12 protein-coding genes are annotated in these 12588 nt (G+C 60.1%); 6 read left to right on the top strand and 6 right to left on the bottom strand.

From position 1 onward, the window contains the following. Positions 1-207: 207 nt before the first annotated feature. From M0D69_RS41815 to pcaH, 3 genes are all read right to left on the bottom strand, one after another. Positions 208-537, bottom strand: coding sequence for a DUF2288 domain-containing protein (locus M0D69_RS41815; RefSeq protein ID WP_301787655.1), 330 nt, complete (start codon positions 535-537; stop codon positions 208-210). A gap of 69 nt (positions 538-606) precedes the next feature. Then, entirely contained in the window at positions 607-1197 is a 591-nt protein-coding gene (pcaG, locus tag M0D69_RS41810) for a protocatechuate 3,4-dioxygenase subunit alpha (RefSeq protein WP_301787654.1), read from the bottom strand. Between the two features lie 2 nt (positions 1198-1199). Further along, positions 1200-1910: a protocatechuate 3,4-dioxygenase subunit beta gene (pcaH, locus tag M0D69_RS41805; RefSeq protein ID WP_301787653.1), complete on the bottom strand. Its 711-nt coding sequence runs from the start codon at positions 1908-1910 to the stop codon at positions 1200-1202. Positions 1911-2010: 100 nt separating this feature from the next. On the opposite strand from pcaH, the gene pcaQ reads away from it, so the two are divergent. After that, positions 2011-2991, top strand: coding sequence for a pca operon transcription factor PcaQ (pcaQ, locus tag M0D69_RS41800; RefSeq protein ID WP_301787652.1), 981 nt, complete (start codon positions 2011-2013; stop codon positions 2989-2991). Between the two features lie 292 nt (positions 2992-3283). Continuing rightward, complete coding sequence (locus tag M0D69_RS41795) at positions 3284-3652, top strand: PleD family two-component system response regulator (protein WP_301787651.1); 369 nt, start codon at positions 3284-3286, stop codon at positions 3650-3652. A 50-nt stretch (positions 3653-3702) separates the two neighbouring features. Here M0D69_RS41795 and M0D69_RS41790 read toward each other — a convergent pair whose 3' ends face one another. Continuing rightward, entirely contained in the window at positions 3703-4416 is a 714-nt protein-coding gene (locus M0D69_RS41790) for a 1-acyl-sn-glycerol-3-phosphate acyltransferase (RefSeq protein ID WP_301787650.1), read from the bottom strand. Between the two features lie 219 nt (positions 4417-4635). Here M0D69_RS41790 and M0D69_RS41785 point away from each other — a divergent pair, with 219 nt between their 5' ends. Further along, a complete protein-coding gene (locus M0D69_RS41785; RefSeq protein ID WP_301787649.1) occupies positions 4636-5790 on the top strand; it encodes an alpha/beta fold hydrolase in 1155 nt (384 codons plus the stop codon). Here M0D69_RS41785 and M0D69_RS41780 read toward each other — a convergent pair. Both M0D69_RS41780 and M0D69_RS41775 read right to left on the bottom strand, forming a co-directional pair. Continuing rightward, positions 5782-7029 carry an EAL domain-containing protein gene (locus tag M0D69_RS41780; RefSeq protein ID WP_301787648.1) on the bottom strand — a complete coding sequence of 416 codons (1248 nt, stop codon included), beginning with the start codon at positions 7027-7029 and terminating at the stop codon, positions 5782-5784. The two genes, M0D69_RS41785 and M0D69_RS41780, sit on opposite strands and share 9 nt — an antisense overlap. After that, entirely contained in the window at positions 7029-7211 is a 183-nt protein-coding gene (locus M0D69_RS41775) for a hypothetical protein (RefSeq protein WP_301787647.1), read from the bottom strand. The genes M0D69_RS41780 and M0D69_RS41775 overlap by 1 nt, the downstream gene beginning before the upstream one ends. Positions 7212-7486: 275 nt before the next feature. Between M0D69_RS41775 and M0D69_RS41770 the strand changes: the two genes are divergently transcribed. The 3 genes from M0D69_RS41770 (at position 7487) to M0D69_RS41760 (ending at position 12486) form a co-directional block, all read left to right on the top strand. Further along, positions 7487-7909, top strand: a complete 423-nt coding sequence (locus M0D69_RS41770) for a hypothetical protein (RefSeq protein ID WP_031357205.1) — start codon at positions 7487-7489, stop codon at positions 7907-7909. Positions 7910-8603: 694 nt separating this feature from the next. Then, positions 8604-9398: a hypothetical protein gene (locus M0D69_RS41765; RefSeq protein WP_301787646.1), complete on the top strand. Its 795-nt coding sequence runs from the start codon at positions 8604-8606 to the stop codon at positions 9396-9398. Positions 9399-9573: 175 nt separating this feature from the next. Beyond that, positions 9574-12486 (top strand): EAL domain-containing protein, encoded by a 2913-nt coding sequence (locus M0D69_RS41760; protein WP_301787645.1) that lies wholly within the window; start codon positions 9574-9576, stop codon positions 12484-12486. The last annotated feature ends 102 nt before the right edge of the window (positions 12487-12588 follow it).

Here is a 12588-nt window from a genome sequence, read left to right as displayed (position 1 = left end):
TTGGAAAAAGAAATGAAGTGCCGCCACGCACAGTGGCTAATAGTGATAAATAGAACAGCCAGAATAGACCAGCCACGGACGCAGAAAGCAGCAACCCGGCATTGACCCAGTCCAACGAACATAGAACAAAAAGCGCCGCCACGCACAGTGGCCAATAGTCCTAAAGAGAACAGCCGGCGCATAAGGACAAAAAATCCTGACCACCCCTCACCCCCGCGCCAGCACCCCCACCCTACCACGCTCCTGCACGCAAACCCACGGCGACACCACCACCGCCCACAACTCGGGATTGCGTGCCGCGAGATCGGTTGCGGTCTCGGCCGTCGCGCGCTCGACCAAACCGGCCGACAGCCACTCGGCGACTTGCGTCGTATTGTCGCTGGCAACGGCTTCGGCCACGCTCACCAAATCGATATCGCGCGCCACTTTCAGCAACACACCACGCGCGAAAAAACGCTGAAGTTCAGACCATTCGATCTGCGCGGTTTCGGCGAAAAGTTTGAGATACAGCGGACTAGGGGACTGTGCGTCTTTCATAGGGGAATAGCAGGCAGGTTCGAGCGTCCGACATCATAAACCATCGGGCCGGACGCTCTGAGCTTCCCCTCAAAGATCGAAGAAAACCGTTTCCTTCGGCCCTTGCAGATGAATATCGAAGCGATAAATCGTGTTTGACGTGCCTGCTTCGCTTTTGGCGATCAGCGTGCCGCGCCGCGCCGCAGGAACCAGGGCAAGCACATCGTCACGTCCGTTGGCTTCGGTTTCATCGTCGAAATAGATGCGCGTGTAGGCGTGCAGCAGCATGCCGCGCATCAACACGATCACATCGATATGCGGCGCCGAATCGCCCCCTATGCTGCCCGGCTTGACCGTATCGACTACATAGCGAAGTTCCGGGTCCGTACCCGTGCCCACGCGCGCGAAGCCGCGAAAACCCGACTTGAGGGTCTCGTCGCGCGTAGTCGCATAACGGCCGGTGGAATCGGCTTGAATCATCTCGATCACCGCGTCGCCGACCACTTTCTCTTCACCGTCGAACACCTGCCCCACGATGCTGATGTGCTGCCCCGCCGATTCCCGGTCCGCAATCGACGGCGTGAACAAGCTCTTCAGATCGAAGTTATATTGCTCGGGGCACAGGCCATAGGCGAAGTACGGTCCGACCGTTTGCGACGGCGTTTGTTTATACGTAGTCATGTTCAAGCCTCCGTCGGGGTCTGGTTCGCGCCGCGCAGCACGATGTCGAACTCATAACCGAGCGCATATCCTTCCTCGGTCGTATCGATGGAAAAGCGCGAGATCATCCGGTTGCGCGCATGCTCCGGCGTGCCCTGGAAGATCGGATCGAGGTCGAGCAGCGGGTCGCCGGGGAAATACATCTGCGTGACAAGACGCGAGCCGAAGTAGTCGCCGAACAGCGAGAAGTGAATGTGATTGGGACGCCACGCGTTCGAATGATTGCCCCACGGATACGCGCCCGGCTTGATCGTGAGAAAGCGATATCGTCCTTCGTTGTCGGTCAGGCAACGGCCTGCGCCCAGAAAATTCGGATCGAGCGGGGCTGCATGCTGATCGGCCTTGTGAACATAACGCCCGGCTGCGTTCGCTTGCCAGATCTCGACCAGCGTATTGCGCACCGGCCGGCCGCCTTCGTCGAGCACACGGCCCGTCACGATAATGCGTTCGCCCAGCGGCTCGCCATTTTTAGCGGCGTTGCGCGTGAGGTCGTGATCCAGCTTGCCGAGATCGTCGGCGCCATAAACCGCCACCCGCCGATCCTTGAGCTTCTCTTTCAGCGGAATCAGCGGCAGCGACGGGCTGCGTAATACCGACGACTTGTACCCCGGATGACAATAGGGCGGATGCGAATCCCAGTCGCGCGGCGTCAGGATGAGAGAGGAGGAATCCATTTTTTGTGTCTCCGGCATTTTAAAATGTGAATCAACACTTTATCGAAGCGATGAAGTTATGGAAAATGACGTTTTATGCATTCAGACATAACTGATCGTCATGGATAACGACCCACCCTCGCCCGTCGCGGCGCTTGCAAACGTGACCAGCGGCCGGATCAAGTTCCGGCACCTGCAGTGCTTCCTGGCGGTCACGCAGTTCGGCAGCGTGCAGCGCGCCGCCGATAGCCTGTCGATCACGCAGCCGGCGGTATCGAAGACGATCGGCGAGCTTGAATCCATATTAGGCGTCCGGCTGTTCGAACGGGGCCGCCGGGGCGCTGCGCCGACGCGCGAGGGCAGGTTATTTGCGCCGCACGCCGCGGCCTGTGTCGGGGCGTTGCGCGAAGGGGTGGATGAGTTGTCGCGGCATGGCGTCGACGTGCCCGGCACGGTCGCGCTAGGTGTCCTGCCGACGGTTGCGCCCGCGTTGCTCCCTCCCACGCTCGCCGCATTTCGCTCGCATTGGCCGGATGTGTCGGTGCGGGTATGGACCGGGTCGAATTCGCAGCTGCTCGAACGCCTGAAATCCGCCGATACCGATCTGGTCATCGGACGTCTCTCCGAACCCGAAGGCATGGTGGGGATGACCTTCGAGCAGTTGTATCGCGAGCCGTTGACGGTTGTCGTGCGCCACGATCATGCCCTCGTGCATGAAAGCAATATCACGGCGTCGGTGCTCGCGCGCTTTCCCGTAGTGGTGCCGCCGTTCGGCACGCTGATCCGCCAGTCCGCGGAAAGCGTGCTGACGGCGTTCGGCGCGCAGGCACTGAGTTCGCTGATCGAAACGTTATCGGTGTCTCTTGGGCGCGCTCTTGCACTGCACAACGACGCGGTATGGTTCGTTCCATCGAGTGTGGTGGAACATGATATTGCGTTGAAGCTGCTGGCTCGCTTGCCGATGCCCTTCGCCAGCGCCGATGAACCCATCGGCCTGATCCTGCGGCACGACCGCGTCAGATCGCCAGCGCTGGATAGTCTTATCGATGCGATCCGTGAGGCGGGCAGGCAGCGAGAAGCGGTTCGTATCGGTATGAAATAGCCAGATGCGAGCCGGATGCGCGCCTGCTTCAGGCACTTGTTACCGCAAATGCGGCATCGGCAAAACCCCATTAGCATACGTGCGGTAAAAGCTATATAAGTGGCCCAAAGCAGTGGCCCCACGCGGCGGCGCAAACACGCTCACGTTGACGATGCGTGAAAACCGTGAGGGCTGCAAACAACCGCACTGTAAGCAAGCGCAACAGAATTCGCGTGCAACCAAAGCTTGCTTTCTGCTGTCTGACTCCGCGACTCTTCCATCACCTGGGACATCCATCAAAGCCGCCAGCAAGATGAAAACCGTATTGCTCGTCGACGACGACCCCGCCACCATCGAAGCCTGGACTTTGTGCATGCAGTCGCAGGACTACAAGGTGCTGTCCGCGTTCGACGGCAACGGCGCGCTGGCGTTGCTGAATGAGCACAGCGTGGATATCGTGGTGTCGGACTGGATCATGCCGGGCCTCGGCGGCGCGCTGTTATGCCAGACGATGAAGACCAACTCGGCCTTCGCGCACATCCCTTTCCTGATGATCTCGGGCCATCCGCATCCGCCGGCTTTTGTTCACTACGATGGCTATTTACAGAAGCCCGTGGAGACGGAGGCGTTGTTGTCGGCAGTGGACCGGCTGTGCGCTGCAAAGCTCCGCCGGCCTTTCTAAGCGCGTGGAGCTGTTGCTTACCTTGCGTTCTGCACATTGCAGTGCGAGGCTCAGGCGAGCCGCGCCAGTTCCTTTTCCATCCGGTCTTGCGCAAGCCGGTTCAGCTCTTGCGGCACCACACAATCGGCGGGCAAGGGCGGCAGCACGATCACGCGGATATGGCCGGGCTGATCGGGCCAGCCTTTCGCCGGCCAGTATTTTCCGGCGTTATGCACGACCGGCACCGCGGGCACCTGGGTGGAACACGCAAGCCGCACGCCGCCCGATGCGAGCTTGAGCGGCGCATCGTGTGCAACCCGCGTGCCTTCCGGAAAGATCACCACTACGTCGCCCAGTGCAAGCTTTTCAGCGCATTCACGCGTGACGGCCTGATGCGCCTGACGCGGCGAACCGCGATCCAGGCTTACCATATCGAGACCTTTCAGCACCCAGCCGAAGAACGGGATGCGCTTGAGATCGCTCTTGAACACGAAGCTGATGCGGCGCGGAAACAGCGCCATGAACGCGAGCGTTTCCCAAGTCGATTCGTGCCGGCACAGCATGATGAAAGGCTCGTTCGGCAGGTTCTCCAGCCCCTCGACCGAACACGATACGCCGGTGATCACGCGCATCATCTTGACCATCGCGCGGCACCATTGTTTGGCGAGCCAATAACGGCCGCCGCGGCCGACGAACGGAAACAACGGCAGAATCAGGATCGACCACACCGTGCCGCTGCCAAGCAGGTAGGTGGCGAACAGCCACTTGACTAAGGTTCGATGCATTAAAAAATGGGCGGTGGTAAAAGTGTGGTCAAAGTAGTGCGGCGGGTTGCCGGACGTCTTGCGGTACGGTGACCGGCATAACGCCTGGGCCCGGCGCGCGAAACCCGAAGGATAGCCTGTGCGGCGGTCCATGTCCCGGTTCGTGTCCTTGGGTTCTTGTCCCGCACACCCGGCCGATGACAGTCAGAGAGGCACAGGCCTCTCTTTAACGGAGTTCCAATGACGGACGAAGCAAACAGCGAAGTGAAGGCCGGTTTGACGAGTGAGGCATCGGCTAGACCAGCCGGTGAGACGGCCGTTGCATTCGAGGACGGCATGCTGGACGTCGGCGATGGCCACGCCGTTTACTGGCGCGCCCAAGGCCCGAAGGATGCTCCCGTGATGCTGATCGTCCACGGCGGCCCGGGTGGCGCGATGAATCTCAAGTGGGGGGACGTGCTCGACACGTCGAAGTGGCGCATGGTCTTCTTCGATCAGCGCGGCTGCGGCAAATCCACGCCGTTCGGCAAGCTCGAGCACAACGGCACGAACGATCTCATCGGCGACATGGAGAAGCTGCGGGTCGCGCTCGGTATCGAAAAGTGGGCGCTGTTCGGCGGCTCATGGGGCACCACGCTCGCGCTCAGCTACGGCGTGACGCATCCCGAACGCTGCCTCGGCTTCCTGTTGCGCGGCATTTTCCTGGCGCGCAAGGAGGATATCGACTGGTTCCTGTGGGACGTGCAGCGCGTGTTTCCGGACGCGCACCGGGCCTTCCTGGATGCTATCGAGACAGCGAGCGGCAAGCGTCCGCGCAATGCCGCCGAGATCCTCGCGCTGACCGGCGAGCCACTCGCCCGTTTCGACGACGCCGGCATCAAGCTCGCACGCGCGTGGTCCGGCTTCGAAGCGACGTTGTCGGTGGTGAATAAACCTGCGCCGAAGAAGGGCGATGAGCAAGCGCGTAAGGACGAGTCGAAAGGCGAGGCTCCGGTCATCGGTGCCCAAGCCGCCGCCACGCTACCCGAAGCGGCCCAAGCCGATGCAACTCCGGCTGACCCGGCTACCCCCGAGGCAACCCGCGAGGCCAACGCCGCCGCGATTTCCATGTCGTTGCTGGAGCATCACTACATGGCGCACGAGTTGCCGCCGGAGCCGCTGTTGCCGCGTATCGGCAGGATCTCGCATCTGCCGTGCGTGCTTGTGCACGGCCGCTTCGACATGGTGTGTCCCGCCGACCAGGTGCTCGCTCTCGCCGATGTCTGGCCGGGTGCGCAGCTATCCATTGTCGATGCCGCGGGCCACTGGACTTTCGAACCCGGCAACGTGACCGCGTTGAAAGTCGGCGGCGAGTATCTGGCGCAAGCGCTCACGCCAGCGTCGAGGTCAGGCTGAAGGCGGCAGCAGCCCGACCGCCGGCGCAGCGAGGCGTTCCCAGTTGAGATCCGCGCCGAACACAAGCGGCTCGCCGCGATAGTTGATGAAGATGGAGAGCGTCACGCAAAGCCCGGCACCAGTCGCCGACAAATACGGTGCGCTCACCATCAGCCGTTGCGGTTGCGCGAGGGCATCGACGAAATACGGTCGGTTGTCCCAGCGTCCGATCGGCAGCTTGCTCAGCGGCGCGAGGTGGGAAGCGACTGCGACCGCGCCGGCACCCTTAATCATGGGGATGCATTCACGGCCGCCCTGGTCCAGGAAAAAGCAGCTTACCGTACACGGCAGCGCCCGCAGATCCTCGCAGGCCCTTTCGGGCAACGCACCGGCCCACATTCGTTCGGCTGCCTCCGCGAAGAGCGTCCGGTACGGCATCAGCAGTAGATCGATGGCGAGCTGACTGGTCTTGCGCGTGTGGGCGAGGGTGTCGAAGACGGCTTCGATCTGCCGCGTTGCCTCGTCCTCGGGCGAATACCCGGGACTCGGCTGGCCAAACAGGAAACCCTGCACGAAGTCCACGCCCGAGCGCGCGGCCAGCAGCAAGTCTTCCTCGGTCTCGATCCCTTCCGCAACCACCAGCATGCCGGCCTCGTGCAGCAAGCTCACCAGCTTCGGCATCACCGACTCGCGCAAATCTGGCTGATGCGCATGGATGAGACTGCGATCCAGTTTCACGATGTCCGGCCGCAAGGTCAGCAACCGGTCCAGGTTCGAGTGCCCGGCGCCGAAGTCATCGACTGCGACCAGAAATCCGTGCGACCGGAACGCCTGCGTGGCCTGGGCGAATGCGCAGACATCGCTGCCACCCGATTCGAGCAGCTCGATCACGATTTCTTCCGGCCGTATGCCCGATCCACGCGCAGCGTCGGCGAGTTGCTGCGCATACCCCGGATCGATGAAACTTGCCGGCGTCACGTTCAGGAACAGCCAGGTCTGGCCGGGTAGCCATTTGGCGGCGTTATGCAGATGGGTGACATGACTCAGGCGGTCAAGCGTGCTGGTCGAGCTCTCCACAATCGCCTTGGCGAAGAGTTCGAACGGGGCAAGTAGAGCTCCGGCTGACGGAACGCCGCGCAACAGCGCCTCGTAACCGACCTGGCGCTGGTGCGGCAAGCTGTAGATCGGCTGGAAGAGCGAGCAGAGCACGATGCCGTCGAATGCGGCCTGCGGCGAAGCTTTCCCGAGTGCGCGCCGCATCAGGAAGCCGCGCAGTGGAGAGCGGTGTTACCCGGCGGCGTGGCTATTGCCGCCGGTGCCGCCGGTGCAATACGTTTCGCGACGAGCATCGAAAACGCGAGCAGGATGGACGTCACGAGCCGCGCGGGCGGTGATTCGGTCAGATCGGCTAGAAGATCGCGAGCCAAAAACAGTTCGAACATGATGTTGGTCTGCGCGTGAGTGGGACGAGGCTCGGCAACGCTTGAGGCCGGTCAACATATTATCGGAACAAAGCCCGGCTGACTTGAGTGCGGAGTCATCATGCCACGGCTCGGCCGAATGGCGGTTGCTTTGATGGGCGGGCGTTTGCGGCAGGCCGAAAATTTCAGGGCAGGGCGGCCGAACGGTAAATTCGGGACAGGAATGGTACGATCGCGCCTTGCAAGCCGGCGGGCGACGCCCGTCGAATAGTGAATCAAGATACGGAGGCGGACCGATGGCCCAACAGAAAACCAACCCGAAGCTGGAGCAAGCGCTGACGCGCGGCGATCTCGCGATCCGCCAAGCCAACTCCGGCCGCGCGACGGCCGTTCTGCGCGCGCTTGGCAAGATGATTGTGGAGGCTTCGGCGACCATCGGCGTGGAAGCGTTTGTCGTGATTCACGACGGTGACAAAATCTACGATCCCGCCGACGGCATGTGGCCGCAACAACTGCTGGTGTCGCTCGACGGCCCGGTGGAAGACGCGGACCCGGACGAATTGCGCACGGTCACCTTGATGGCCGACACGCCGGCCACCGTGTTTCGATGCGAATGGCAACGTGCCGACGGCAAGATCGGCCGTCAGGAAGGACGCCCGCTTGCCATGGTGGCGTTCATCACCGACGTGGACATTCCCTGGCTCGACGACGAAGACTGAGGAAAGGCCTGCGTCCTTATCCTGGACAATCCGGCGGATGCGCCCTGCATCCGCCCTTCTAATCTTCTCTATCCGGCAGAACTCGCCACTGACTCCTCGCTCAGCCGAAATTCTCTTCCTATTCCTTACTCGGTAACACCCTGTAACACAATAGGAGGCCGAATTGCGTCTGGTTTTCAAAGCGGAATTCCATATTGATATAAGGGCTTATTTGCATAAGCCCACATTCATCAGTTTAATAGCCGGCACTCTCGCGAGCGAGTCATTTTTTTCCTGCCGGGCTAGTCGCTTTGCCTGCGCGCTAATTGTCCGCGATATAAAGTCCGCGATAAAAAATCCGTTATATATACATAAGCACGGTAATGGTGCAGTCCTGGAGGCAGCGTAAGGAAAGGCATGACTTTGGAATACTGCTACCCCCTATTAATGGAAAAAGAAATCCCGTTTCACGTACTCGACACCGGCTTACTCTCCAGAAATTTTTCATGATACGAAATGCGAGGAGGTGATTCGGGTCGTCGGACATGAAAAGTACTGAAAATACAGAATTTTTTGACGTTTCTATAAAGATTTATTTGGTAGCGCGCACCCCATCAATTGCCTTTGGGCGAGACTAAATCTGTCGTGTGTGTCGTTTGCGTGAAGTCAAACGTTCCGCGGCATCCTCCTTCTCGCCAAAAATGGGGTAGCACAAATGGAACAGCTTAATAAAGCAGGTCAAAGCAGTGTTTTTCACAGCGGACATATTGAACATCGTGAACGCGCAGAGCGGCTGGAACTATCAGCTGTACAGGCACTCAAGAAGCCTGAGTCGATGCCGTTTACGATTCGTATCGTGTCGGCGGATCATGATCTTCAGAAAGCCATACAGATCCGGCGCATGGCCTATGGCCGCCATTTGCCGGCTTTTGCGCAGAAAATGGCCGTCGAAGGGTGTGATCGCGATCCCGGTACGGTGATTCTGCTGGCGGAATCGAAACTTGATGGCGCGCCGCTTGGCACCATGCGTATTCAAACCAACGAATATGCACCGCTCGCTGTGCAGGAGTCGGTCGAGTTGCCGAGTTGGTTAAGTACGGGGCGCCTTGCGGAAGCTACTCGTCTTGGTGTGGCCGGCGGGATGATCGGCCGCGTGGTAAAAATGATGCTGTTCAAATCGTTGTTTTTATATTGTGAGCAGCACCAGATCGACTGGACGGTGATTACGGCGCGCGCGCCGCTGGATCGCGAATACGAAGCCATGCTGTTCGAGGACGTTTTCGGCGATCGGCAATTCATTCCGATGGCGCATGTCGGCAATCTGCCGCATCGGGTTCTGGCGGGCGAAGTGAGCATCGCGCGTCAACGCTGGGAGGAAGCGAAGCACCCGTTATTCCAGTTCGTGTTTCAAACGCATCATCCTGATATCGATTTGCGGACCGCAGATTTATCTTTCGAGCGAGAAACGGTAGGATGCCCGGAAGCTCCGCAGGTTGCTTATGGCAGGTAATAAACAATAAACCATAACCCGGTCGTACGTGTGCGTGGGACAGAACGAGGCGATGGCGATCCATGACTGGCCGCCATCGCCCGTGCGACATGGGTTCGTGCAACCAGGGGAAACACCAGGTATGGCGTCGGTTGCTTTATTTTCGCGATCAAAGTACAGGCGCGCCGCTTCGTTCATGGATCGGCTCCTGTACACCTTCTCCGTCTTCGTCGTCCCGGCGCTGATTGCGGTGGGTACGGTCGCAACCCTGCTGTGGGCGCCGCATCAGTTCGAATCGAACGGGGCCGTTCCGCTGCCGCTGCGTGTCATTAAAGACCCCCGCGGCGCGCTTGATCCCGCAGGCGCCCTGAAGGCGCTCCAACATGAGGCCGAGGTCGGCCGCTTCAGCACTCAACTGGCGGAAACGCCGGTCTGGTTTTCATTCAACGTCCCCAACATGAGTTTCGAGCAGTCCACCTATGTGGAACTGCCGTCGCGCCACGCGCAGACGCTTGCTTGCTGGATAGCCTCGACGCTGCAGCCGCTGGGCGTGGCGAACCGCCAGAGGACCACCAACGAAATCAGTCCCGTCAAGGCGGGTTTTTCTGTTCATCTTGGACATCTCGCGCAACCGGTTCCAGTCTTGTGTCGGGGCACGTTCTCCGGTCCGGCGCAGATCAGCGCGCTCGGGTGGGACGGCCAAAGCCTGCGTACTTCTGCGCTCGATTTCCAGGAAAGCTCGGGCATGATCGGCGGCGGCCTGCTGACGCTCGCCGTATTCGTGTTCGTCACCGCGCTGATCAACCGCGAGTGGACCTACGTGATCTTCGCCGCATGGCTGGTCGGCAATCTGCGACTGTGCGCGAACGCGATGGGCTGGGACATGCAGTGGACCGGCCGCACAGTCCCAGCTGACTTTCTGCAGCCACTGCGTCAATTCACCTTCGCTGCCTACTATCTGCTGACAGGGGCGCTTTTTAGCCAGTTATTCCGTCGCGAACTGAAAGTGGTGGGATATCACTGGCTGCTTGGGATCGGACAATATATCGGTATCGCCTTGCTTGTGTGCTCCGTTGCGCTGCCCTATTCGCGCTTCATTCCGGCGCTCTGGCTGCTGGGCGGGATCGGCATAGGCGTGTTGATCTTTTTGCTCGCCCGCATCGTCTGGCTCGCCCGCTCGCGCACCGTGCTCTGGTACGTCGGGTCGCTCGCGATCGTATTGTTCGCCACGTTCTCCGATGTGCTGGGGGCTGCGTTCAGCATCAAGTCGCTCTCGGGCGGCGTGAGCACGGTGATGGCCGCGTTGTCGTCGAGCATGATGGCGGCCTTCGCGATTGCCGAGCAAATGCGCGCCGAGCGCGAGCATCGGCGGCAGGCGCAAACGGAACTGCGCAACACCTATGACGTCACGCCCATCGGTCTCTTTACGCTCGACAGCGCCGGTCACTTCGTGCGCGCGAATCCGGCGTTGCGATCCATGCTCTCGCTGCAGAAGACCGAGTACAAGGTGCGGCACTGGAACGACTACTTCGAATCGGGCGCGTGGGGCGCGTTGCAGGCGCTGGCATCGAAGGGAAGTGAAGGCGAACTGGAAATGGGCGGCGCGGTAGCGCGCGGCAACGGCGAGCGGCGCTTCTTGCTGAAGGCTACGCGTTCGAACAACTGGATCGAAGGCTCGCTGCAGGACGTGACAGAACGCTCGAAGGCCATCGAACGATTGCGTTTCCTGGCCGAACACGATCCGCTCACGGGATCGCTCAACCGGCGCGGCGTGGAAAAGGCCATCGCTGCACAGAGCGAGGAAGGGGCGGCCTGGGCGCTTGCTTATGTGGATCTGGACCGCTTCAAGCTCGTCAATGATTTGTTCGGCCATCGCGCGGGCGATGAAGTCCTGAAGCAGGTCGCCACGCGCACGCGGGCGTTGTTTTCGGCCGGTTTTCCGTTCGGGCGGATAGGCGGCGATGAATTCGTCTGCGTGATGAGCGGCATGTCCATAGACGAAGCCATCGACTGCTGTCATCACCTGATCAACGCGCTGAGCGACACGCCCTATCAGGTCGGCAACCGTGCGTTCCAGGTCAAGGCGTCGGTCGGTCTGGTGGAGTGCTCGCACGGCGTGCGCGTGCAGGATGCGCTCTCGCATGCGGACCGCGCGTGCCGCGAGGCCAAGAAGAGTTCGAACACGCGGATGGTGACGTATCGCAAGGGAGCGGCCGCGTTCGAGGAGCGTGCAGAAGAATTGAAGCTAGTTGAAACGCTGGGACGCAATCGATTGCCTCCCGGTCTTTTCCTCGTGATGCAGCCGATCATGTCGCTGACTGCGCCCACCGAGTCGCTCAATTTCGAGGTGCTGCTGCGCATGCGCGCGCCCGATGGCGCAACGTTGCCGGCCGGCAAGGTGATTGTGGCGGCGGAGGAGTCGGGCAATATCGCCGCCATCGATAAATGGGTGATTGCCACGTTGCTCGAATGGGTCGAGAAACATCAGGCGTCACTCACGAATACCCGATTCATATGCGTCAATCTCAGTGGCGGTTCGCTGAATGACGAACAGTTCATGGAAGACGTCTTTGCGTTGTTCGCCCGCTTTCGGCATATCGTGCCGTATCTTTGTCTCGAGATTACCGAGAGCGTCGCGTTGCATGATCTCGGCAATACGCAGCGCTTTATCGCGCGGGTTCATGAGATGGGCGGCAAGATCGCACTCGACGATTTCGGCGCGGGGTACACGTCGTTTAAATATCTCAAGGATCTTTCCGCCGATGCACTCAAGATCGACGGCGAGTTTATTCGGACGATGTGCGCTCATCCGGCTGATATAGCCATTGTCGAAGCTATTGTCGCGCTGGCTCGCAATCTTGGAATGCGCAGCGTAGCCGAGTGGGTCGAAGATGTGGATACGCTACGCGCGTTGAAGGAAATAGGCGTGGATTACGTACAGGGATATCTTATTGCCAAGCCACAGGAAAGCAGTGCGATTCTTGCCGCTTCGTCGGCGGCCAGTTTTGTGAAGGATCCAGCAGTGGTGCAGTTTATCGACAGTATTGTCGTGCCGGATACGACACTGGCGTTTACTTACGATGTCCCGGCTAAAGCCGGTTTGCATTGAAAGTGGACGGGGTTTTCGTTCGCACTCGGTCGGGGGTGATGCCGGGTTGGTGCTTTCGGCCTTAGCGGTCTGCGTGAGTTAGCTGTATTTTTTATCACTATT

Origin of the sequence: Caballeronia sp. SEWSISQ10-4 2 (assembly GCF_030464885.1) — a bacterium.
Lineage (GTDB): Bacteria > Pseudomonadota > Gammaproteobacteria > Burkholderiales > Burkholderiaceae > Caballeronia.
The sequence above is the reverse complement of the archived record's forward strand: the minus strand, read 5'-3'. Positions and strand labels throughout refer to the sequence as shown.

Excerpts from the sequence above, each read along its gene's own strand:
- M0D69_RS41760 (WP_301787645.1), top strand. The coding sequence starts at position 9,574 with ATGGATCGGCTCCTGTACACCTTCTCCGTCTTCGTCGTCCCGGCGCTG.
- pcaH (WP_301787653.1), bottom strand. The coding sequence starts at position 1,910 with ATGGATTCCTCCTCTCTCATCCTGACGCCGCGCGACTGGGATTCGCAT.
- M0D69_RS41775 (WP_301787647.1), bottom strand. The coding sequence starts at position 7,211 with ATGTTCGAACTGTTTTTGGCTCGCGATCTTCTAGCCGATCTGACCGAA.
- M0D69_RS41780 (WP_301787648.1), bottom strand. The coding sequence starts at position 7,029 with ATGCGGCGCGCACTCGGGAAAGCTTCGCCGCAGGCCGCATTCGACGGC.
- M0D69_RS41795 (WP_301787651.1), top strand. The coding sequence starts at position 3,284 with ATGAAAACCGTATTGCTCGTCGACGACGACCCCGCCACCATCGAAGCC.
- M0D69_RS41790 (WP_301787650.1), bottom strand. The coding sequence starts at position 4,416 with ATGCATCGAACCTTAGTCAAGTGGCTGTTCGCCACCTACCTGCTTGGC.
- M0D69_RS41770 (WP_031357205.1), top strand. The coding sequence starts at position 7,487 with ATGGCCCAACAGAAAACCAACCCGAAGCTGGAGCAAGCGCTGACGCGC.
- M0D69_RS41815 (WP_301787655.1), bottom strand. The coding sequence starts at position 537 with ATGAAAGACGCACAGTCCCCTAGTCCGCTGTATCTCAAACTTTTCGCC.
- M0D69_RS41785 (WP_301787649.1), top strand. The coding sequence starts at position 4,636 with ATGACGGACGAAGCAAACAGCGAAGTGAAGGCCGGTTTGACGAGTGAG.
- pcaG (WP_301787654.1), bottom strand. The coding sequence starts at position 1,197 with ATGACTACGTATAAACAAACGCCGTCGCAAACGGTCGGACCGTACTTC.
- M0D69_RS41765 (WP_301787646.1), top strand. The coding sequence starts at position 8,604 with ATGGAACAGCTTAATAAAGCAGGTCAAAGCAGTGTTTTTCACAGCGGA.
- pcaQ (WP_301787652.1), top strand. The coding sequence starts at position 2,011 with ATGGATAACGACCCACCCTCGCCCGTCGCGGCGCTTGCAAACGTGACC.